Genomic DNA, 22,649 nt, shown 5'->3' on the forward strand with positions numbered 1-22,649 from the left:
GATGATCATATAATAATTGGGGCCAGGTATATTTATATAGCCAAATTGACTAAAGTTGAGAATCCGTATTAAGTCTTCAACCAGCTCCCAATAAAGGTATTGCGCCCTGATTTTCCTTTTAACATTCCAAATAGAATGGCCGCATATTCATTTCGAATTCTGAGATGATAATAATTCATAGTTTTCAACATCACCATCTTATCGTTTATCATCAGCCTTTATTCATAATCACTGGACTTTCCATGGAGGATTAATTCTGTTTTCACCTGCATAAAAAAGTATCAATTGATTATTATCAGGATCTTTTAATCTTGCTTCCCTCCACAACCACGACTTATCATTGGGCATCTCAGTGAATTGAATTCCCTTTTCACATAAAGTGTTTGTCACTTCATCAAGGTTTTCGCATTCAAAATATATCCATACTCCATCACCGGAAGGCAGTTCATCCACTCTATGTAGAGAGAAGGTTGAACTTCCATCAGGGCATACGAACCTTGCATAATCAGGTAAAGCATTTACGATTAACCTTAAACCAATATTTTTATAAAATGCTATTGACACTGTGAGGTCTAATGATGGAACTGTTATTTGATTTAAATTCATAATAGATGCAATATAAAATTTCAAGTTAAAGTTTGTATGGCACTTTGAATATTAAAACTGATAAAAGGATGTCTGTTTGTTTTGAAACTTATTCTGCAAGATAATTCACCTTTATAAACATAACGAACATTAGTAATATTCTGAGAATAAAAATTCTTACCTTCTTTGACTGATAGCCTAAACCAGCAAGAAATCCTTTTGAAAGTGCCCCCTAGAAGTAACTTTATGTTTACAGATTAAGGACAATGTATGACCATCATCATTTGACACAATAAAATAAAAATTCCTCTTTATATAGAAGCATTAAAAATGCTAATTCATTAATTAAATCCATTTATATAACTTTATAAGATAAAAATAAAAGAAAATGAGTAAGGCTACTAATTCTGAATATAGCATAGATGGGAGATTTTGGATCAACTCTGAAAAAGGACCATTTTTAGGCCGGGGACGTGTAGAACTCCTTAAAAAGGTAAAAGAACATGGTTCCATCTCAAAAGCTGCTTCATCCATGGAAATGGCCTATAAACAAGCCTGGCAGTTGATCCAGTCAATGAATGAAAAAGCATCTTCTCCACTTGTAGAAAAAGTTATCGGAGGAAAAGGTGGCGGAGGCGCTATGCTTACCAAAGAAGGTGAAAAAATGATTAAGCTTTTTGAAGACCTTGAAAAGGATATTCAAGAGTTTCTTGACAAAAAATCTGCAAAACTCAAGATTTAATTAATAAAAGATGCTCCAGGGACTTAGCCCCCTGGAGCACCTTTTTTAATTTATTCATACATCCCTACTTCCGTTATCCTGAATTAATAAGAACTTGGAACTAATTTAAATCCCCTTCCGAAAGATTCAATACACAAGGAAATATCACCCGCAAAACTTCCACTCTGAAATTTCGTCTATCTGTTTCCTTCTTCTTTCTTTTCTCCTCATGAAGTTCGCTTTTCCAATAATCCACTTCCTTCACAATGCCTTCCAGTTGGTTTAAATTCTTTAATGAATTAAGCTTTTGATCTAAGACCTTTTCATCAATCTCCTCCAAAATGATATCTTCATATACTTTTGATTCTACATTTTCAACTTCAGAGAAATAAAGCTTATCAACTTTAAAGCCGAGGCAAACCATTTTGTATTTCATTAGCTCATTAAGTTGCTCTTCAAAGAGGTCCTTGTCCTGTTTCAGTCTCATAAAGCTATTAAGCTTATCTGCCAATAGATAGACATAGACTTTGTCAAACTCTTTATACTCTTTGAACTTAACAGAGAATGGAAGATATTTAATTTCTGCTTTCTTTCCACCTGCAGAGTATTTGAATGTAGTCCTATTCACTGTAGCCTCCCAGACCAATCTATCTATATTTTTCCAACCACCAGATCGTATTGAAAATCCATAAACCTGTGCGGATGCGAAAACAGGTTTGATAATTCCCAGTTGTCTGCAAGCTTCTGTAAGATTAAGATCATATTCATCCTGAAGATTTATGATTTCCCTTACTTTATCTTCACTCTCATGGGTTGCTTTTTTCTTTTGAGCAATGCGTTCAAGCCTATTCTGCTCTTGCCTGATTGCCAGTTCTGTTTTAAATGCAGCTTCCGAGACCGCTTTTGCTTGCATTGAATAAAACTCACGAAGCTTCTCCATCTGACTGTTGCCTACATTTACCTTTCCTTCTTTTCTGGAAGCAAAATCAAGAAAAACTTTTTTCAACTCTCCATTTAACTGTTTTGAGGTCATTAAATCAATTGCGGAAATTGGCTTATTCAGATTCTTCACATACAAATCTAGTATTTCACTGTCGCATGTTTTATGGATGAATGGAATTCGCTCCTGAAATTCACGTGTAGCAATTAAAGTCTTCTGAAAACGATCATTCCAAATGGCCTTTATCTTGGCTGGGTTTATCGCTTGAATATCATTTTTCTCAAACTTATAATTATTTTTAGTATGTGTATATTGTTCCGTATCATCCCCTTCGATGGATTCAGGTTCAATTGCATTAGATCTGACAAACATTCCCGCAAAAGAATAATAAAGACTGTCTGTAAATTTCTTATCCCTAACATTATATCACCACTTTGCAAGAGAATCAAGATATGCAGGAGGATAAAAATTGAGAGAATGAATATCAACAGGAGTTAAATAATTACTCAGAGGTTTAGGTTTAACCCAATTGATTGTACCATCATTCGTATGTACTCCATCGAACAATTGCATATCACCTCTTTTGTTATTTGTGGGCACTTCAGCATAAATGCTCTTTAGAGAATCAATAGTTAACTCTTTGCCATTCTGTTTTGCACTGATAAAAAACATACCTGCACTTTCAAGTAAAGTACCGTCAGTAGTACTAGTTAATCCGCTTTTCATGATAGATGCAGCATCCATAGCTTCTTTAAACGTCAATTGAATTTTCCCTTTCACCGGCTTGCCGTTTCCATTAATGAAGCAAGACGCGGGAATAGCAAGTACAGTACCTGCTCTTGTCTGTATTACAGTATCTCTTTCCGAATTTAATGTGAATAATTGCAATGGAAGAGATTGACCAGCTTCTGATAAACCTTCTTTAGTAGCCCTCTGCTCTAACACTTCTTCTTTATTCGGATGCGATGAATGGGAATGCTGCTTAACTGATCTAAAAATAACTACAACCAGGACAGCTATGATGACTACAAGACTAACAAGACCTGTTTTAATAAGCAATTTGGTTAGCTTATAACTTCTGTATGCTTTGGTAACTTTCTGTTTTAATGCCAGGCTTTCCACACCTTTCATGACTTCATTCTGAAGCTCTACACTTTCTTTCAATTCATTGTTTTCTGACATGCGCTTTTCAAAGTCCACTTTTTCTCCTTCGCTAAGTCTATTCGTCAGATATCGATCTATCATTTCTGTTATTTCAAATGCCTTGCTCATAATTTTATATTTGAAATTCAATAATATTTAACCTAAGTATTTTAGTTCTTTCAGTCTTTTCTTTGCAGACTCAAGGCATTTATACTTCTGATTCTTTGCAGTATTTTCAGAACTATAGCCCATCCTAGATGCAATATCCTTTAGCTTCATTGCTTCCATATAGAACAGGATTAATAATTCTTTACAGCGGTTTCCTAGTTCATTTATAATTTTCTCTGAAATACTCAGAGCACTCTCCTGCTCTTTCATCTCAGCCCACCCAGTCTCTTGATTATCCTCATTTGTATCAATCATATCAGAAAAATCTTGTCTTCCATTTTTTATCAAAATATCCTTCCATAGAAATCGGCAAATGCTATATAAGTATGTACTCAGCTTAGAAGTAAGGTTGAATTCAGTGTATCTGACTTTCTTATATAAAATAATAAGAGCCTCTTGGAACACATCCTCTGCATCCTCCATTTTGCCGCCTTTAGAAATGATCATTTTCCTAATCATTGGGAAATGCTTATACAAGACTCGAAAAGCTTTATCTTCTTTGTTAGTTTTAATCAACTCAATAATAAGCTCGTCACTCATAATTATTGTTTTTTTTTTATTAATGGAAGATCAGATAAAAGGTCACCTCTTAAAAATTATTTTTTTTCTGATATGATAATTCTAAATTACCGGAAATTAAATTTCACCACATACAACACTGACTATCAACACCTTCAATCTAACATGAGTAATAATATTTTATTAAGAAAATTTCAGATTTCTGATAAAAATAAATTATTCGAACTCGCCAACAATAAAAATATATGGGACAATGTCCAAGATTATTTTCCTCATCCATATACTGTGCAAAACGCGATAGAGTTCATTAATTTCTGTATCTCTCAAGAGCCCTATCTGACATTTGCCATAGAATACAGAGGGAATTAGCTGGATGCATAGGATTAGTCCCACAAAATGATGTTCACAGGATATCAGCAGAACTTGGTTATTGGATAGGTGAACCGTACTGGGAAAAAGGTATTGCAACGGAAGCTGTAAATCTCATTACAGATTACGGATTTAATCAGTTAAACCTGATTCGCCTATACAGAGGTATTTTTGATTTTAATAAAGCTTCTCAAAAAGTACTTGAAAAAGCGGGATTCAAATTTGAATGCATATTTGAAAAGTTAAAAATTAAAAGCTGAAAGTATAAAGTATAAAGTGGATAGTTTGCGACTGATATCCTTCAGGAAGAAAGTTTAAGACTGAATTTGATTGCTTGATATGAATACTAAATATTTAATCTTAAAGTTGAATTAATAATTGTCTAATACCTCTGTTTCTTCATCCGTAGAATCTTTAAGACTCTTAATCATCAGTATCAGAATCGCTATTTTCGGAAGTATCAAAATAATTTGAATAATTGAGGATAACACGGAAAAAGGAATACTCTCTACTAGATACTGTAATGTTATCATACTTAGCAATACAGGATAAGCGAACATTACAACTGTCGAGATAAGGAAGGTAGTTCCAATAAATTTAAACTCTGAAGCATATTCTCCTTTTTTCTTCAAAAGAAAAATTATTAGAATAGTCATCAATATAATGTTTGGAAAATAAATCAACATGCGGTAAACAGAAAGAGTTGGAGAGAGATAAGAATTAATTACCGTTAGTATAATCCCTGATAAAATTAATCCATAAACTGGCAACCGAAGGGTTATTTTTTCATTGACTCTACTTTCTATCCAAATAAGAAAATAGATAGAAAAAGAATAGGATGTAATTTCTATTATAGACAGTATTGGCTTTAAATAATTAACATCCGGTATTTCCAGATCAAAAATTTCTATTGACCGCCAGAATAAAAAAAGTGCGAGACTAACTATCATAGCGCCGATAAAAATGTGTTGTGGTTTCATATTTAAACTCATCGATAAAAATTTAATTAAACTTCAAATCTAATTTAACACACTCTTTTCAAGTTACATCCATATAAAATAAAATTTTACTAATATCACCATAAAAAATCGTAACTTTCAAAAAAGTAAATATCCACAACATCCACAGTGAATCCCGACAACTACTCAGTATTCCGCAATTTCACTAATATAGAGCAGGCCAGAGACTTTGCTGATGTTCTTAAAGAAATTGGTATTGAAGCCGAACTAATACACAACAATCAACCTCTTGAAGGAACACTCTATAGTGGAGATGTTCTCATATCTAATTCAGTACAACTAAAAATTCATCAGAAGGATTTTGCTAAAGCCAATGCCTTTCTGGACAAAGAGGCTGATAATCTGACTACGGAAATTGAAGATTCACACTACTTGCACAGCTTTTCAGATGAAGAACTTTATGAGATATTGATGAAGCCTGATGAGTGGAGTAATATTGATTACAAAATAGCTCACAAACTATTGATACAAAGAGGAAAACAATTTGACTCTGAACTTTTAAATGTATTAAGAAAACAAAGGATTGACGACCTTGCCAAACCGGAAGCAAGTCAGAAGGCATGGATACTATTTGCATATATCATGACAATACTCGGCGGGCTTACAGGAGTTTTTATCGGCTGGCATATAATGAATTATAAAAAGTCTCTTCCAAACGGCCAGAAAACTTATGCTTACTCAGAAAATGACCGAAAACATGGAAAGGCCATATTTATTATAGGACTTATCATTTTTCCAATTACCTTTTTCTTTTCCCTTTATCAAGAACTTAAGAAAATTTAAATTAGATGATGCAGGAGCTGACTCTCCTTCATCATCTGAAACCAATCCTCTATACCTATAAAGTTATTTAACCAATTATTTCTACTAATAATCCAACAACCTATTACATTTTAAACTATTTAAATATTTTTGCATCCGAATAGTACAAACGAAGAAAATCTTTTCGTTATATTGGCTAAGGTATGTGGAAAACAGCGCTGACATATATACTTTTATTATGCTTCCTTAATACTGCATTTTTGCCTGGCGAAAATGAAGATGATACTCCGTTAAATGAAATTGAGGAAGTTGAAGAAGAATATAACAGTGTTGTTGAGCTGGTTAAAGAGGTGTACATGGAAATTCCTGATGACACCCCTGAAGACGAAGACGACGACAATCCGGACTGGCTCAAGAAGACAAATGATTTTTACTATTGTCAGATTATAGATATTTCAATAGAACAATTTCTTTTGATAGAGGATCCCAAATCACCCTTAATTATAAGGCCTTATTCATCATTTTTAGAACATTCATCACCTCCGCCTAAACAGGCATAATCCATTCTACATTTCAACAAGTTCATTGCTGCTTGCAGCTTTGGTACTTTCGTGTTTGTTATTTACTAAATGATATTTCATTAAGTCAGAATTCAATTGAAGAAAATTTCTGTCTGGAATATCCCATACTTTTTAAAAACTATATATATGAAAAAATATACAAGCAATGCATGTATGCTTTTGTGCATACTATTTATGGCTTGCTCTTCACATAAAGAAAACCCTACGAGAACAGAGACATTTCCAGTCACAAGTCCTGTTATTCTTGACACCTCATACACCAAGGAATATGTTGCCGATCTGCATGCTGTAAAAAATGTAGAAATAAGAGCAAGAGTTTATGGTGAAATTAAAAAGATCCATATTGATGAAGGACAAGGTGTAAAACAGGGGCAATTACTGTTTAGCATAGAAGATTATTCATACAGAGAAGAATTATCCAAGGCTAACTCACAGTTAAAAAATGCCGTTGCCGAAGCTAAATCCGCTGAACTTGATTTAATAAACACAAAAGCGCTCCTTGAAAAAAATATAGTTTCCCAAACTGAAGTTGCCAGAGCTGAAGCTAAACTGGAGGCTCTTAATGCCAAAATTGAAGAAGCCAGGTCTCAGACAGCAAATGCAAGTCTGAAATTATCATTTACTCAAATCAAAGCTCCGTTTGATGGCATTATTGACAGAATACCACTTAAGATGGGAAGCCTTGTCAATGAAGGCACTTTACTTACTACTATATCTGATAACAAAGAAGTATTCGCATATTTTAATGTCTCAGAAAATGAATACCTGAACTTTGTAACGCATTCAAAGCAACAGGCAGAGAATAAAGAAGTAAGCTTACTACTTGCCAACTCAGAAGCACATCCTTACAAAGGTAAGATTGAAACTATTGAGGGAGAGTTTGACAAAGCAACCGGAAATATTTCATTCAGAGCACGTTTCCCTAACCCTGATAAAATACTGAAGCATGGAGCTAGCGGTAAAGTGCTTCTGAAGACTAACCTGAACAAGGTTATGATCATTCCTCAGAAGTCTGCTTTTGATGTACAGGACAGAACCTTTGTTTTCCTTGTAGATCAGAACAATGAGGTTAAGATGCAAAACATCATACCCAAACTCAGACTACCCCATCTTTATGTGATAGAATCCGGTCTTACCACGAAAGACAGGATAGTTTATGAAGGATTACAAAGAGTCCGTGAAGGAGATAAAATCATTCCGGAACCTGCTTCTATAGATCTCAATAAAGGAACTGCAGTAATAAATTAATACAGGCTTTTTATTTAATAAAAAATTATGATTTCAAGATTTATACACAGGCCTGTGTTATCAATAGTGATATCTCTTATCATCACTTTAATGGGATTACTATCACTGACTCAGTTGCCTATGACGCAATTTCCAAGTATTGCGCCACCTGAAGTAAACGTAACTATTGAATATACAGGTGCCAATGCAGAAACAGTTACCAAAGCAGCTATTGTACCTCTCGAAAGAGCTATTAATGGTGTTCCTGGAATGAAATATATGTCTTCAGATGCAGGAAACGACGGTGTGGGCGTTGTTCAGATCATATTTGAAGTCGGTACAGATCCGGATATTGCTGCTGTAAATGTGCAGAACAGAGTTTCCGCGGTAATGGGAGAACTGCCTTCTGAGGTTATAAAAAACGGTGTAAAAATAGCCAAGGAGGAAAACAGTATGCTTATGTACCTCAATATCTACAGCGCAGATACAAGCTTTCAGGAAAAATTCATTTACAACTTTACAGACATCAATATCCTGGCTGAATTAAAGCGTATTCAAGGAGTTGGGTATGCCGATATTCTTGGCGCAAAAGAATATTCAATGAGAATATGGCTTAAGCCTGACAAGATGCTTGCCTATAACATTGATACAGATGATATCATTCAGATTTTACAGAAACAAAACATTGAAGCCGCTCCTGGAAAAATAGGCGAAAGCTCAGACAAGTCAGCTCAGGCTCTGCAATATATAGTTAAATATACTGGAAGATACAACACTGAAGAACAGTATGCCAATATCCCCATCAGAGCAAACTCAGACGGACAAATACTTCGCATTAAAGATGTTGCAGATGTTGAGTTTGGGACAACTTATTTTGATGTGGAATCAAAACTCAATGGCAAACCATCCGCGTCATTGATGCTTAAACAATTGCCAGGATCCAATGCCAGTGAGGTGATCAAAAATGTGAAGATAAGAATGGAAGAGCTCAAGCAGTCTACATTCCTTAAAGGAATGGATTATGAGATTAGTTATGATGTCTCAAGATTTTTGGATGCCTCTGTTCATGAAGTAATTAAAACTTTAATTGAAGCATTCATACTTGTGTCTCTTGTTGTCTTCTTATTTCTTCAGGATTTCAGGTCAACTATAATTCCAGCCATAACCGTTCCGGTATCATTGATCGGTACATTCTTTTTCATGAAGCTATTCGACTTCTCACTTAACCTAATTACACTATTTGCATTAGTGTTGGCCATCGGAGTTGTTATTGATGACGCAATCGTTGTTGTAGAAGCAGTACATGCCAAGCTGGAGACTGGAAAATTCACCATTCAGAAAGCAACGGAAAGAGCGATGAAAGAAATCAGCGGTGCTGTACTTGCAATTACACTCGTTATGTCAGCTGTATTCATTCCTACCTCTTTCATGACTGGCCCTGTCGGAATCTTTTATAAGCAGTTTTCTTTAACGATGGCTATAGCTATTATTCTTTCAGGTATTGGGGCACTTACACTTACCCCTGCTCTTTGTGTACTATTTCTGAAACCGGTGCATCATGATCAAAAAAATAATCTCTTAGGTAGATTTTTCAGAATATTTAATTTCTGGTATGACAACATTTCTGCAAGGTATCAAAAACTATTAAGCATCATAGCCAACAGAAAAGTTATAACCTTTGCCGTATTGCTCGCATTTTCAACTGGCACAGGACTTTTAAGCACCACACTTCCGTCCGGTTTTATTCCTGAAGAAGATCAGGGAATGTTCTATGCAAGCATCACAACACCTTCCGGTTCTACGTTAGAAAGGACCAAGGCCATTGTTAATGAAATACAGAGATCGTGCAAAGACATCTCCTCTATTGAATCTGTATCATCACTGGCAGGAACAAATGTACTCTCAGATGGTACAGGTGCTACCTTCGGCACTTGTCTGATCAATTTGAAACCTTGGGATAAAAGAAAAGAATCGGTAGATGAAATCATTGAACTGGTTTCAGAAAAAACAGCGCATATCAAAGATGCAAAGATTGAGTTCTTCCCTCCTCCTGCTGTTCCTGGATACGGTAATGCGAGTGGATATGAGCTCAGGCTTTTGGATAAGACGGGTACAGGTGATATCAAAAAGATGGAAGGGGTTGTAAATCAATTCATGGAAGATCTGAAGGCCAGACCTGAAATTGCCACGGCTTTCACCATCTTTGACGCAAGCTATCCTCAATATCTGCTGCATGTCGATCATGACAAAGCTGCACAGAAAGGAGTTACTGTTGGTGATGCAATGGGAACATTACAAACACTGCTTGGTAGCGAATATGCAACCAACTTTATCAAATTCGGACAAATGTATAAAGTTATGGTACAGGCATTGCCTGAATACAGAGCAGACCCAGACGATATCTTAAAGCTTACTGTGAAAAATGACCAAGATGAAATGGTACCTTTGTCTGCCTTTGTAACCCTTGAGAAAGTCTTCGGAGTGGAACAGCTCACCAGATACAATATGTTCCCTTCGGCAGAGCTGAATGGTGAAGCAGCAGAAGGCTATAGCAGCGGGAGTGCAATTAAAGCTATACAGGAAGTCGCAGGAACAAAACTACCCAAAGGGTATGGCATTGACTGGGCTGGAATCTCAAGAGATGAAGTAATGTCAGGTAATCAGACCATATATATATTTATGATCTGTCTGCTCTTTGTTTATTTGTTGCTTTCTGCTCAGTACGAAAGCTTCATATTGCCCTTATCAGTTATCTTATCACTTCCTCTAGGAGTATTCGGAGCGTTTTTCATGCTGGCTATATTGGGACTTGAAAACAACATTTATGCTCAGATCTCTATGGTAATGCTTATAGGCTTATTGGGTAAGAATGCGATTCTGATAGTTGAATTTGCAATGCAAAAACAGAAAGAAGGAAAAACGCCTTTGCAAGCCGCGATAGAAGGTTCTCAAATAAGATTGAGGCCAATATTAATGACTTCATTTGCATTCGTGGCCGGGCTTATTCCGCTTATGTTTGCCAGCGGAGCTGGAGAAGTAGGTAACAGAACCATAGGCTCTGCTGCTGCCGGAGGAATGTTTTTCGGAACAGTATTTGGTTTGATTATTATACCTGGTTTGTATGTCTTCTTTGCAACAATAGTAGAAAACAGAGAGAAGAAAGTCATGAAAGAACAATTTTCATTATCAGAGTCCATTTAAACAATGAAGCATTTACTCATATTAATAAACCTATCCCTTTGCATCCTCATTTCAGGATGCAAAAGTACCGATCCCAACTCTGGATTTACCAAGGGAGTTCCATCATCCTATCATGAAGAAAAGGATTCATTGAACGCTGCAAAAATAAACTGGAGAGAATACTTTAATAACCCCATCCTGATTGATCTGATAGATACAGCATTAAACCAAAATTTTGATATACTTAAAGCGTTTCAACGCATTGAAGCTTCCAGAGCTGGTGTCAGATCTTCTACCGGAGCCTTGCTCCCAACTGTGAGTGGTTACGGTACAGCAGCACAAAGAAGATATGGACTTTATACAATGGATGGAGCAGGTAATATTTCAACATATATCAGACAAGATGAAATTGTACCAATAAATCTCCGCGATTATTACCTCGGGCTTCAAACAAGCTGGGAGGCAGATATCTGGGGAAAACTACGTAACAGAAGGAAAGCGGCAACTGCAAGATTTTTCGGTTCCATTGAAGCTAAAAATTTTGTAGTAACTAATATCATTGCTGAAGTTTCCAATAGTTACTATGAGCTTCAGGCACTTGATAACAGACTGAATATTTTGCGGGAGAATATGAAGCTTCAGGAAGATGCACTATTGATAGTACAAACCCAAAAACAAGCTGGTATTGCCAATGAACTTGCTGTAAAGCAATTTGAAGGTCAGGTTTTAAATTCGAAAACCATGGAAAAAGAAACCCTTCAGGAAATCATTGAGACTGAAAACAGAATAAACTATTTGCTTGGAAGGTATCCACAGTCTGTAAGACGCAATAAAGATCTATATAAGGACTCGCTTGATTTTCTTGTCAATATAGGCACTCCTGCTGACCTGCTTGGAAATCGTCCAGATATAAGGCAATCAGAGTTTGAACTAAAGGCAGCCAGAGCAGATGTCAAAGCTGCACAGGCAGCCCTTTATCCATCGTTGAACATTACAGGTGCATATGGTTATCAGGCCTTCAGAACAAGTTTACTGTTTACCAGTCCGGAATCCATAGCTTACTCAATATTCGGAGGACTTACAGCTCCTTTATTAAACAGAAGCCAGATCAAAGCTGAATTCCGGAATGCTAACGCAGCACAAACAGAAGCTTTGTACAATTACCAGCAAAGCATTATAAATGGATATATTGAAGTGTATAATGAATTGACAAGATTAAAAAGCCTTCAGGAAATTCACGACCTGAGGACCAACGAATCTCTTGCCTTGAGTCAATCTGTAGATATTTCAACTGAGCTTTTCAGATCAGGGCGAGCTTCTTACCTTGAAGTGATTACTTCACAGCAGAAATCACTGGATGCTCAGCTTCAACTTGTGGAAGCAAGAAAAAGACAGAACATGGCAAAGACCAATATTTATAAAGCTCTTGGAGGTGGCTGGCGATAAGAGTTTATAACACTTAATCTAAACTAGTATTAGAGACACCATGCTTGGCGTCTCTTTTTCGGTAACAGGCCAATGAAAAAATTCCTATTATTCTTCGATTACTTTAAAGAATCATTGACAAACATTCTGGAATTTGAAATATTCTAAATTGTGCTAACTTGAAAACATCTCTGTTATGGAAAAGGAGACGCCAGCATGGCGTCTCCACTAAATACCAATTTCTGAAATTACTATTAAAATTTTATTTATATTGATTTAAATTCCACTTAATTCAGATGAAAATATTGGTAATAACCGGCCCTCCTTATTCAGGTAAAGGAACACAGTGTGAAGTATTGAAAAATGAATTGGGCTTTCGACATATCTCAACAGGAGATAGAATCAGATTGGAAAAAGAACAGAAAACCGAATTCGGCATCATTGCGAGTGAATATGATGTAAAAGGTGATTTAGTACCCGATTCAATTATGAAAGCTTTACTTGGAAGGATTGTTGATGAGAATATTAAGGAGAAAGGTATTATACTAGATGGATATCCTAGAACTGTAAGTCAGGTCGACACGTTGATCGATCTACTTAAGGAAAAAGGAATGTTAATTGACCAAGTGATTAACATAGAAGTTCCCAAGGACGAATTATTAATTCGTGCAAAAAAGCGTGCCGAGACATCTGATAGAATTGACGATAAAAATCCTCAAACTCATTTTAAACGCATCAATATATTTGAATCCACAACACGACCCGCTATAGAATATATGAAACCAAAATTGAATGTCATTTCTATTGATGGATCAGCAAGCATAGAAGAAATAACGGAATAGCTCAAAAAGGTAATTTATACTTAACCCTTTCTACATAACTGGAGTAATGAAAAAAAGTCTGATTATATCCATAACATTCATTTTATCCTCTTGTATCAGTAAAAAGGATGCTACATATCAAATAAACGACTCATTAACTCCGATACGATCGTCTATTACCTTTCATGATAATGATTCAATCTACAATCAATCATTTAAAGCAGTGAGCTGCGTAAAAAATGACTGGTTGTTTTGGGAAATTAGCTTTTTTGAAAAAAATAAATCAGAACAGAAAATAACTGATTCAATAAAAGGATTAAGCTACCTGGTAAAAGCAGCAGATTTAAATAATGATTCGATTGGGGAACTTGTATTTGTGACGGGTTATTTCAAAAAAGGATCAGATTCAACTGAATATCTTAAATGTCGTATCTTTTGTTATACCAGAGAAAGTAACAAATGGATTTCCCAGGAGATACCTTCTCCACCAGATAATGCACAAAATGACAATTCGAGTGAAGTTGTTGAAATTGGGAAGAAGTCTATAATCAGGAAAATCAGAAACAAAAGTGGAATACAAAAAAAAATAATCTATAGCTTGAATAATAAAGGTAAATTAATTATTAGATAATCAATTCAATTTGGTTTAAGCTCGATTACAAATTCATAAGTCTGACGAATATTGAATTCTTAAATAAAAAGTTTACAATTTATAAATAGACACTTTTTGGAATACCTTTTTTCAATCAACCAATCAATCAATCAATCAATGCTTTCGTTTCCTCTTTTATCGGATTAGAAATAGCATCAAAATGATCATCATACCGATAATCCAAAGTATTCATCCATCTATCCCAAAATAAAAAATACAGGCCGTAATTATTTTTAAAATACTTGTGATGCATGTTATGCCCAACAGAAGTGTTAAGCCATTTCCCAATTAGAGTCCTATTAAAACCCTTAGGGTATAATTCAAATCCCAAATGCCCATAAACATTAAAAAAAATCTGAAATAAGAAAAAAAACAAGAATACGTGAATATGAACCGGAATTAAGAAAGCTACAATAGGTACAATTGCAGCTTCAACAATCGACTCTAAAGGATTAAAGGCATAAGCAGACCAGGGACTTGGGTTGTATGCCCTGTGATGAATACTATGAAAGACCTTAAATACAGAAGGTAAATGCATAAATCTATGTGTCCAGTAAAAATATGTATCGTGTAAAAAAATAATCAGAGGAATTGAAATTATGTAGTATATAATACCGTAATCTGAAATATTATAATAGACTAAAGTATACTCATTGAAAACGAAAAATACTAGCGAACCACTAAGTCCCAATATGGTCATTGAAAGAAAGGAATAAAATATATCTCTTTTATAATCATCAAATTTTGGATATTTTTTTTGAATCTTTCTTGAATAAAAAAATCCTTTAAACAAAATATAAAATACTAAAAACGAAGTGCCACCAAATAAGAGATAATCTTTAATAGTTTCAAGTACAGAAATGTACCATCCATAGAAAAACCTGTCCATAACCTTAATCCTGATTTTTTTTTAATGTAATATGATCTTATAAGGAATCAATGAATTTTCTTTGAAAAGCATATTCAAACAAACTTCCTAAGTTTTCCCTTACATCCGGTGATTTATAATCACTCATAACAGATTCCAACAGATTTGTTGCAAACTCAGTCTTTCCGCTATGAATATATCTGTTAAACTGCTCCCCAACTATTTTATAATACAGTTGCTCTAACTGATTCTTCTCCTCCGGTTCTTTCTTTACAATCATATAATCTTCAAAGTCGAGACAGTTAAATATGATCGATCCGATTTCGGCAATAGTAACTCCACAATTGCTAACGATATTCAATTCAATTATATCTTCTCTTTCCATAGCCCTCACAATTGCCTTCGCTGCATAATCAACAGGAACTATATTTAATACAGAGGAATTGTTGGCTGAAATTCTTATCATTTCCATATTTCCATTACTTCTATTTTTCATAGAATAAAAAAATCCACCAACTAAATAAAAGGTTAAAAACTTAGGCATTACGAAATAAGGAGCATCCATTAATCTGCCACATATTATGCTGGGTCTAAGAATCTGATAACTGATTTTTTTCTCAATACAAATTTTACTCACTTCATGTTCTGTCTCCAGTTTTATTCTCTCATAATGATTTCTGAATTTTCTTTTATTGAAATCTAGCCCTAAAAATTCATCATTAATGACCCCCTCTCTTTCTCCTGAAGCAAAAGCTGTACTTACAAAAATAAACCTATCTATTATATCTTGAAGTTCTGTGAGAAGGTTAATTGTAGGAAGATAGTTATTCTCATATATCTTTTCTCTGGTTGATTTTTTTGTTCCCAAATCCACAATACTTGCGAGATGTATGAATACTGCTTTCTGGGTTAGACATTTGAGGCTTTCTGAGAATAATCCAGGAGTTTTGAGATCAGCATCGATGATATGTATCATGCTTAGCAACTCCTTCTTATCATATGCCTTTATATAATCCGGAATGAGATCATCATCAAAGAGCTTTTCAATTCTTTCTGATACATTCAGAGATTTAACCGATCTTGACAGTAAAATAATTTTCCCACTGAGTAATTTTTCTTTACGCATTCTTAGCAATTCATAAAGGACATGACTACCTAAAATACCGGTAGCACCAGTCAAAATGTAATCGCGATCCTGGTATAACATAACTTATTTATCAGAAATTAAAACTAAAGAGACAAATGGCGAAAAGCCTAGGTGTAATAAAATCGGGAGTAAAATTTACTTTACAATTACAGACCTATCAGTTTTGATCCACACTTCTGGCTTTTTAAGAAGGTAGCTATCAATTAAAGCCATCATAAACGGATAGGTATGAGCAATCATATAAAAGGAGAAAAGAATAAGATAGTTAAAGTTGGACCATTTCCTGACTCTCCAAAACCCCACGCCAAATGTAAAAATGCAATTCAATGACAGACTAAGTATCGGCCATAGCATCTTAAATGATATTAACCCAATCAATCCAAGAAAGAAATATATCTGTAATAAACAATAACAAAATACAACAAAGCCATCAAGCGTAAACTGAATGAACTGTATCTTTTTCCTGAAGTCCAACAAATGGCTGTCTTTATAAAAAAGGTGTCTAATCATTGCATTCCATAATCCCCTCATCCATCTATACCGTTGATTGTAGAAGTTTTTAAAATCAGGAGTTGCCAACTCGTATGTAGTAATATCATAATTGTATACTATATGCTTTCCGCTTTTATAAATGCGATAAGATAATTCTACATCTTCTGTAAGCATTTCTGTATTAAACCCACCCAAATCAATAAGATCTTTTCTTCTGAACATTCCTCCCGAACCTACAAAGATGCCTATTGATTTTCCGGGATATATGCTTTTACATCTGAAAATATATTCCAACTCCAACATTTTAGTTAAAAGATTGACACTACCATTTCTTACCAGACTGGCAGCCTGCACGCAGGATATTTCTTCATTCTCAAAACATTTAAGCATATTTCGAATAATATCCCCATCAACCAAATGATCTGCATCTAATATTATTATAAACTCGCTATTTAATCTTGGAAGAACAGAATTGATAGACCAGGCTTTACCTCTGGAACTAATATTCCTTTCCAACACTATATTTGAAAATACTTTTCCTAAATCTTCAACCTCAAGACAGGTATTATCTGAAGATGCATCATCTATGACAACAATATTAAATCTGTCATTAGGATAATCTATAAGACATAATGATCTCAACGTATCTCCTATCACGTTGCCTTCATCCTTTGCAGCTATTAAGATGGAGACAGAGGGCTCAGTTTTAAATGCATCATTTAAGATCTTTTTTCTCATTAAACCTCTGATAGAAAAAAAAGTATAGAACAGAACATTAATGATAATAACTGCTGAAAGAACAATTGAGATGATTGAAACGCCAATTTCAGAAAAGATGAAAATACCTATTAGTAAAAAAAGACACAATGAAAGGTATTGTTTTGCTAATAATCCCTTTTTTAAATAATAGAGAACAGGAAACAAGAACATAAGGAGACACAAAAATCCCATGAATCCATAAAAGTAGTTTATGATCAATAAAATATAATACATAAAATCCATAGCTAAGGAATCAATTGCTGTTTATGACAGACAGCTTTTACATAATTTATAAATGTGGGAGACACTTGCAAAAATCCATTCATTACAAGATCATTAACACTAAATAATTCTTTAGTACCTGCTGTATCTATAATTAAAGAGTTACCATTTGCAATTTTCTTAAAATACTGATCGTACTGTCGTTGAGCAAACTTGATGTATCTATTTGTTTTCCGGCTTTCAAGTACTTTATCCTTAAAAGAAGGAGTAAATTTATAATGGTACAATACACAAGACACATCAGCCACTTTAGATTTATTACAATAGTGAGGATTTGTAACAGGTTCAAGCTCGCCATCAAGGTATATAAGTGGGTGTTTGGTGAGCAAGTAATGCCCGGCAATATTGCTGGCGAAAAGAGTCTTTCGTATGCCTCCAAAATAGCATTTAATATCATTCGAAGACAACCTATTATAATTGCAGTATGCAATCACATCAGGAGCATAGTAATCTTTCTTTTCTATATTTGAAATATCATAAAACCTGTATGATTCTTTCAGATTTATTTTTTCTATATTATTAAAAATAACTTCTTTATTAAACATATCAAGCATATAACCAGCCATAGAAGTGTACTGGTTTACAGATAAATACCTCAGTAATTCTTTTAAGGAAATTTTATCAGAATCAGGATAATCAAATAATTCATCAATATCCACATTCAGGCACCATCTGTTTTTGCTATGCTTTTCAATAACTAATCTTCTGATATCATTTTCATAAAATTTATGAGGCAATGAAGTTTGATAAATCGTAACATCTTTTTCACCTCTCAAAAGATCCAATGTATCATCATCAGATCCATTATCAATGAAAATAAAATGAGCTATGCCCATTTGTCGATAATGCATTAAAAAGGTTTCTATATACTCAGAACCATTTCTTAAAAGACAAACTAATCCACATTCATCATCACGCCATTGCATATTTCCATCTCCGGAATAATAATGAATTTGACTCATCAATGAGTTCCTGTATTCAAATTCAGGAATTGAAATTTTATATCTTAATTTTTCCCAAAAGTTATATGCCCTGTTTTCAATGCTCAGATTAATATTACTACACTTAGCATTCTCTCTAAAGAAGTCCGAAAAAGTCTTTGATGTAAAAATCCATAAAAACAATAGTCCCTGTCTTTTATGCTTTTTATGAAATACAGTATATGGATAACAGATCTTAGCAGGATTATAGTCAATTGTAGAAATCACTATAGCACCTGCATTACTGCAGCATTTCACTAATGTACCCTCATCATCTAAAGATTCCGGCAAATAAACAATTTTACTTGATTCTATTTCTTTGTAAGCCTTGGCAGAATTTTGAAAATCAATTATTCTTAGTTTATAAATTGCTAAAGCAACTAAACCGGCTACGATTCCTATTTCTTTAATAAAGTCCAAAAGTGAATAGGACTTCCGAGTAACTATAAGTAATTTATCAGATCTGCTGGATTTTATAAACCTATCCTCGGAGCTTATATCCTCAGGAATAAAAAATTCTGTAACTTTAAATCCTGATTGTAATTCAATCCTTTTACTCAATCTATATGAATTCCCGAAAATAAAATCAGCCTTTGAAAGGACACGTATCCATAAATCTGTAATAGTAAAGGATTTCTTGATAATTAAAACCAATATTAAATCAGGATAAAGATTTTTAATCCTGCATAACTCTTCAATATAAAAACAACAATCCGGATAGATATCTGCTATTATTAAATCATAGCATCGATTATGAGAATAGATTTCAACTAACTCTTCCCATTTAATATAATCAGCCTTTAGTCCCTTTATCCAGCTCGCATTCGGCTTTATATCTGATGCTAAATAAGCAATCTTCATATTTAAACCAGCTTCACTACTTGTTTATCAGTGCTATCAGTAACCAATTGATACATATCGACATACTGATTGGCTATATTCTTCCAATCACATTCTCTGACGACGCGTTTTTTAGCTCTTTCTGCAAACTTCCAACCTAAATCTGTATTATCCATTAACAATTCAATTTTCTCGGCAAGTTCGCTACTATTCCCAGGTTGAAAATAAAGACATTCTTTATCAGCAAGCATTTCTCTGACACAAGGAATATCAGAAGATATAATCGGAACTCCTGCCGCTGCTGGTTCCAAAATTGAATAAGGGAAATACTCAAGTTCGCTTGGCATTATAAAAACATCGCTCAGGCTGAATAAAGTATTTCTTTGAGCTGAATTGAGCCAATCTAAAATTATAATGTCATCATTAATCCGTTTAGCAGCTTTATCAATCTTCCACATGTAACTATACCACTTCATTTCCCAGCTAATCCACTTCCTACCTCCAAGAATAAACTGCACTCGTCTTCCTTTTTTCAGTAAAATTTCAGCAGCTTCTATAAAGTATTCAAGACCTTTTCCATGTGCCCAACGAGACATGCAGGAGACTACAAATACCTGATCTTTCAATTTCCCCTTTATCTTCTTTCTAAATTGAGCATTGTCATCATAAAAATCATCAGAGTTCACTCCATTAGGAATAATCGTAACTGGTTTCTGCACACAAATCTTACCATATGAAGATTTCAGATAATCAAAAGACGTTTTATTTAAAACATGAATAGAACTAGCTGATTCAATCAATTTTTGCTCACATTTAAAAAAAGAATCAGGATTAAGTCGTATTCCTTTTTCATATTTTATAAGACTGTGAATGCTATATACTATCTTCACGTCTGGTAATTCTTTATTCACATTATTAATAATATTCCCAATTATCCAGTGAATACTAAAAAATTGAATGAGATCATATCTTTCGTGCTTCACCTGCCTTATAAGACTTGTTGAATATCTGATTGGAAATTTTGCAACCAACTTTCCATAGTTATTTTTATCGCATCTATATACTTTCGCTGATATAGACATGATTTTGGGGTCAAAATAAATATGATAAACATCAACTACCAAATGATGGCGAAGCTCTTGGGTTAAGCCATTAATGACTCTTCCAAGACCACCAAGAACATGTTCTCCAAATTCAAATGTTACAAAAAGTACTTTCATTATTTTAATAAAAAAGAGAGAATCAAATCAGCGATCTATAAACACTACTTTACCTGTATTCTTTATATCTGTCGGAAGCTACTAAAAAACCATTCTCTATCAATTCATTCACATTCCCTAAAATTGTAGCATTTGCAGTCTGAATACTTATATTTTTATTCTTCAATAAATATTTATAATAAGCCTTATACTCATCTTGTGAAAACTGAACATAATTATGGTTATTATTGATTTCATTTACTTTATTGGCAAATGAAGGAACAAATTTATAATGATATAGAACAGCTGTAACATCTGACAAAACAGCCCTATCAGAGAAGTGAGCATTGGTAATCGGTTTTATATGACCATCGAGAAATATCAAAGGGTGTTTTAGCAAAATCGTATCATGCTTAATTCCCTTAAAAACAGACTTCCTCACTCCTCCCCAATAACTACAAATTGCCTCACTTTTGTTAGAATTCCATTGATTATAGGCAACATTCCATGAATCAAAATAAGGGGATCTCCGAACATTGGATATATCATAATGCCTGAAAGTAGTTTTTAAATCAAGTCCATCCGAGCTATAAATCATATGCTCTTCAGTGGTGAACATATCTAACATGAATGCAGCTATGGAATTAAAACCATGTATTCTGTTGTATTGAAGAAACTCACTAAATGAATATTTATCTGATAAAGGAAAATCGAATAACTCATCAATATCCACTATCATGCACCACTTGCCATCACAATGCTTTTCTGCTATATGTCTCCTTATTTCTATTTCAAAATATTTATGAGGCAAAACAGATTGATAAATTGTTACATCAGCTTGATTGGAAAGTATGGAAAGAGTATTATCCTTTGAGCCATTGTCAATAAAAATAAAGTGAACTATACCAAGCTCTCTATAATGTTTAAGAAATGCGGGTAAATGTTCCTCACCATCTTTAAGCAGACAAACAATTGCACATTGATTCTCTTCATACTTTATTTCAACAGGACCAGATAAAGGTCTGATTTCGTCATTAATACTAAAATTATTATTGTATATAATTTTTTTTGATACCAAGGTATTGGAACAAGACTGCATTCCAAGCAACCTCAAAAAATTATCTTTACTATTTCCCCAGTTAAAGTTCAGTACATTTTTCAAAGCTGTTTCTTTAAAATAGTTTCTGAAGGTTCTGGATGATATGATCCACTTCAATATCTCTCTCATTCTAGACATATCTCCATGAGGGAAAACATTTAGAGGAAAGATCACTCTTGCAGTTTCATATCTGGCCGTTGAAATTAAAATAGAACCAGCTACAGCGCACAAACAAGCAATTCTTCCACCATCATTAATATTATCAAGGGTAATAACATATCTACTGTTCTTTATAACATCCCATATAATCTTTTCATCATCATAAGGATTAGCAATTTTAACATTGAATAAAAGAGACAATAACCAATAAGTATATCCAAGTTCCCTTTTAATTTTTTCTATATTTTCTGAGAGAAGCAAAAAAGTATTCTTCTTTACTTTACTAGATATTTCATTTTTATAGAACTCAAAATCAAATGGATGGGCAAAATCTTTAGCCAGTATACCCGTCTTTTCATAAACGTTATTTTTGATAGCGAAATCAGAGGCAATTACCTGATCAGCATGAGAGAGTAAGCATCTGTATTGATCGAGTAGTTCATTTTCCTCTGGCAAATATCTATTCAATGACAATACCAACAGGGCCTTTCCTTTGAGAAAGGGATTCTCTCCTATTTTCGATATGATCTCAAAATCCTCTTCACCGCACTGTATATGTATGATATCAAATTCTTCAGAGGAATGAATCTTCGAGCAAAACTCATCAGGAGTCAAAACACAAGTATTAAATGCCCTTGCCCACTGATAAAATCCAGACTTCTCATCTCCTGACTTTTTAGAAGATACAATGCAATATTTCACAAAAAAAATT

General features: G+C 34.1%; 20 protein-coding genes. 9 read left to right on the top strand and 11 right to left on the bottom strand.

What is annotated here, in order from left to right:
* Positions 1–228 precede the first annotated feature (228 nt).
* Entirely contained in the window at positions 229–606 is a 378-nt protein-coding gene (locus tag K350_RS0125765) for a VOC family protein (RefSeq protein ID WP_028982380.1), read from the bottom strand.
* 367 nt (positions 607–973) lie between these two features.
* Here K350_RS0125765 and K350_RS0125770 point away from each other — a divergent pair, with 367 nt between their 5' ends.
* Entirely contained in the window at positions 974–1,327 is a 354-nt protein-coding gene (locus K350_RS0125770) for a winged helix-turn-helix domain-containing protein (RefSeq protein ID WP_028982381.1), read from the top strand.
* A 100-nt stretch (positions 1,328–1,427) separates the two neighbouring features.
* Here K350_RS0125770 and K350_RS0125775 read toward each other — a convergent pair whose 3' ends face one another.
* From K350_RS0125775 to K350_RS0125785, 3 genes are read right to left on the bottom strand one after another with little or no spacing between them, the layout of a single operon-like run.
* Positions 1,428–2,618, bottom strand: coding sequence for a hypothetical protein (locus K350_RS0125775; RefSeq protein WP_028982382.1), 1,191 nt, complete (start codon positions 2,616–2,618; stop codon positions 1,428–1,430).
* Between the two features lie 54 nt (positions 2,619–2,672).
* Positions 2,673–3,518 carry a hypothetical protein gene (locus tag K350_RS0125780; protein ID WP_028982383.1) on the bottom strand — a complete coding sequence of 282 codons (846 nt, stop codon included), beginning with the start codon at positions 3,516–3,518 and terminating at the stop codon, positions 2,673–2,675.
* A gap of 27 nt (positions 3,519–3,545) precedes the next feature.
* Entirely contained in the window at positions 3,546–4,097 is a 552-nt protein-coding gene (locus tag K350_RS0125785; RefSeq protein ID WP_028982384.1) for an RNA polymerase sigma factor, read from the bottom strand.
* Between the two features lie 332 nt (positions 4,098–4,429).
* Between K350_RS0125785 and K350_RS33155 the strand changes: the two genes are divergently transcribed.
* Positions 4,430–4,705 (top strand): GNAT family N-acetyltransferase, encoded by a 276-nt coding sequence (locus K350_RS33155; protein ID WP_425423923.1) that lies wholly within the window; start codon positions 4,430–4,432, stop codon positions 4,703–4,705.
* Positions 4,706–4,816: 111 nt separating this feature from the next.
* On the opposite strand, the gene K350_RS0125795 is transcribed toward K350_RS33155, so the two are convergent.
* On the bottom strand, positions 4,817–5,425 hold the full coding sequence (locus K350_RS0125795; protein ID WP_156027205.1) for a hypothetical protein: 609 nt from the start codon (positions 5,423–5,425) through the stop codon (positions 4,817–4,819).
* Positions 5,426–5,572: 147 nt separating this feature from the next.
* Here K350_RS0125795 and K350_RS30440 point away from each other — a divergent pair, with 147 nt between their 5' ends.
* The 7 genes from K350_RS30440 (at position 5,573) to K350_RS0125830 (ending at position 14,091) form a co-directional block, all read left to right on the top strand.
* Positions 5,573–6,247 carry a hypothetical protein gene (locus K350_RS30440; RefSeq protein WP_051313713.1) on the top strand — a complete coding sequence of 225 codons (675 nt, stop codon included), beginning with the start codon at positions 5,573–5,575 and terminating at the stop codon, positions 6,245–6,247.
* 182 nt (positions 6,248–6,429) lie between these two features.
* Positions 6,430–6,786 (top strand): hypothetical protein, encoded by a 357-nt coding sequence (locus K350_RS0125805; RefSeq protein ID WP_028982386.1) that lies wholly within the window; start codon positions 6,430–6,432, stop codon positions 6,784–6,786.
* Between the two features lie 147 nt (positions 6,787–6,933).
* Positions 6,934–8,055: an efflux RND transporter periplasmic adaptor subunit gene (locus K350_RS0125810; RefSeq protein WP_028982387.1), complete on the top strand. Its 1,122-nt coding sequence runs from the start codon at positions 6,934–6,936 to the stop codon at positions 8,053–8,055.
* Between the two features lie 27 nt (positions 8,056–8,082).
* On the top strand, positions 8,083–11,235 hold the full coding sequence (locus K350_RS0125815) for an efflux RND transporter permease subunit (RefSeq protein ID WP_028982388.1): 3,153 nt from the start codon (positions 8,083–8,085) through the stop codon (positions 11,233–11,235).
* Between the two features lie 3 nt (positions 11,236–11,238).
* Positions 11,239–12,660, top strand: coding sequence for an efflux transporter outer membrane subunit (locus K350_RS0125820; RefSeq protein ID WP_028982389.1), 1,422 nt, complete (start codon positions 11,239–11,241; stop codon positions 12,658–12,660).
* Positions 12,661–12,935: 275 nt separating this feature from the next.
* Positions 12,936–13,481 carry an adenylate kinase family protein gene (locus tag K350_RS0125825; RefSeq protein ID WP_028982390.1) on the top strand — a complete coding sequence of 182 codons (546 nt, stop codon included), beginning with the start codon at positions 12,936–12,938 and terminating at the stop codon, positions 13,479–13,481.
* Between the two features lie 46 nt (positions 13,482–13,527).
* Positions 13,528–14,091 carry a hypothetical protein gene (locus tag K350_RS0125830; protein WP_028982391.1) on the top strand — a complete coding sequence of 188 codons (564 nt, stop codon included), beginning with the start codon at positions 13,528–13,530 and terminating at the stop codon, positions 14,089–14,091.
* Positions 14,092–14,218: 127 nt separating this feature from the next.
* Here the strand turns inward: K350_RS0125830 and K350_RS0125835 are convergent, their stop codons facing one another.
* The 6 genes from K350_RS0125835 to K350_RS0125860 all read right to left on the bottom strand — a co-directional run bounded on the left by K350_RS0125835 (position 14,219) and on the right by K350_RS0125860 (position 22,639).
* On the bottom strand, positions 14,219–15,001 hold the full coding sequence (locus K350_RS0125835; protein ID WP_037577291.1) for a sterol desaturase family protein: 783 nt from the start codon (positions 14,999–15,001) through the stop codon (positions 14,219–14,221).
* A 37-nt stretch (positions 15,002–15,038) separates the two neighbouring features.
* Positions 15,039–16,187 (bottom strand): SDR family oxidoreductase, encoded by a 1,149-nt coding sequence (locus K350_RS0125840; RefSeq protein WP_028982393.1) that lies wholly within the window; start codon positions 16,185–16,187, stop codon positions 15,039–15,041.
* Between the two features lie 75 nt (positions 16,188–16,262).
* The gene (locus K350_RS0125845) at positions 16,263–17,357 is read right to left on the bottom strand and encodes a glycosyltransferase family 2 protein (RefSeq protein ID WP_162144217.1); all 1,095 of its coding nucleotides are present in this window, start codon (positions 17,355–17,357) and stop codon (positions 16,263–16,265) included.
* Between the two features lie 266 nt (positions 17,358–17,623).
* Positions 17,624–19,501: a glycosyltransferase family 2 protein gene (locus tag K350_RS31740; protein ID WP_051313715.1), complete on the bottom strand. Its 1,878-nt coding sequence runs from the start codon at positions 19,499–19,501 to the stop codon at positions 17,624–17,626.
* A gap of 2 nt (positions 19,502–19,503) precedes the next feature.
* On the bottom strand, positions 19,504–20,700 hold the full coding sequence (locus K350_RS0125855) for a glycosyltransferase family 4 protein (protein ID WP_028982395.1): 1,197 nt from the start codon (positions 20,698–20,700) through the stop codon (positions 19,504–19,506).
* 49 nt (positions 20,701–20,749) lie between these two features.
* Complete coding sequence (locus K350_RS0125860; protein WP_028982396.1) at positions 20,750–22,639, bottom strand: glycosyltransferase family 2 protein; 1,890 nt, start codon at positions 22,637–22,639, stop codon at positions 20,750–20,752.
* Positions 22,640–22,649 lie beyond the last annotated feature (10 nt).

The organism is Sporocytophaga myxococcoides DSM 11118 (assembly GCF_000426725.1).
In the GTDB taxonomy this organism is placed as follows: Bacteria; Bacteroidota; Bacteroidia; order Cytophagales; family Cytophagaceae; genus Sporocytophaga; species Sporocytophaga myxococcoides.

Coding starts and splice junctions, on each gene's coding strand:
- K350_RS0125765 (WP_028982380.1), bottom strand. CDS start 606: ATGAATTTAAATCAAATAACAGTTCCATCATTAGACCTCACAGTGTCA.
- K350_RS0125770 (WP_028982381.1), top strand. CDS start 974: ATGAGTAAGGCTACTAATTCTGAATATAGCATAGATGGGAGATTTTGG.
- K350_RS0125775 (WP_028982382.1), bottom strand. CDS start 2,618: ATGTTTGTCAGATCTAATGCAATTGAACCTGAATCCATCGAAGGGGAT.
- K350_RS0125780 (WP_028982383.1), bottom strand. CDS start 3,518: ATGAGCAAGGCATTTGAAATAACAGAAATGATAGATCGATATCTGACG.
- K350_RS0125785 (WP_028982384.1), bottom strand. CDS start 4,097: ATGAGTGACGAGCTTATTATTGAGTTGATTAAAACTAACAAAGAAGAT.
- K350_RS0125795 (WP_156027205.1), bottom strand. CDS start 5,425: ATGAAACCACAACACATTTTTATCGGCGCTATGATAGTTAGTCTCGCA.
- K350_RS0125805 (WP_028982386.1), top strand. CDS start 6,430: ATGTGGAAAACAGCGCTGACATATATACTTTTATTATGCTTCCTTAAT.
- K350_RS0125810 (WP_028982387.1), top strand. CDS start 6,934: ATGAAAAAATATACAAGCAATGCATGTATGCTTTTGTGCATACTATTT.
- K350_RS0125815 (WP_028982388.1), top strand. CDS start 8,083: ATGATTTCAAGATTTATACACAGGCCTGTGTTATCAATAGTGATATCT.
- K350_RS0125820 (WP_028982389.1), top strand. CDS start 11,239: ATGAAGCATTTACTCATATTAATAAACCTATCCCTTTGCATCCTCATT.
- K350_RS0125825 (WP_028982390.1), top strand. CDS start 12,936: ATGAAAATATTGGTAATAACCGGCCCTCCTTATTCAGGTAAAGGAACA.
- K350_RS0125830 (WP_028982391.1), top strand. CDS start 13,528: ATGAAAAAAAGTCTGATTATATCCATAACATTCATTTTATCCTCTTGT.
- K350_RS0125835 (WP_037577291.1), bottom strand. CDS start 15,001: ATGGACAGGTTTTTCTATGGATGGTACATTTCTGTACTTGAAACTATT.
- K350_RS0125840 (WP_028982393.1), bottom strand. CDS start 16,187: ATGTTATACCAGGATCGCGATTACATTTTGACTGGTGCTACCGGTATT.
- K350_RS0125845 (WP_162144217.1), bottom strand. CDS start 17,357: ATGAGAAAAAAGATCTTAAATGATGCATTTAAAACTGAGCCCTCTGTC.
- K350_RS31740 (WP_051313715.1), bottom strand. CDS start 19,501: ATGAAGATTGCTTATTTAGCATCAGATATAAAGCCGAATGCGAGCTGG.
- K350_RS0125855 (WP_028982395.1), bottom strand. CDS start 20,700: ATGAAAGTACTTTTTGTAACATTTGAATTTGGAGAACATGTTCTTGGT.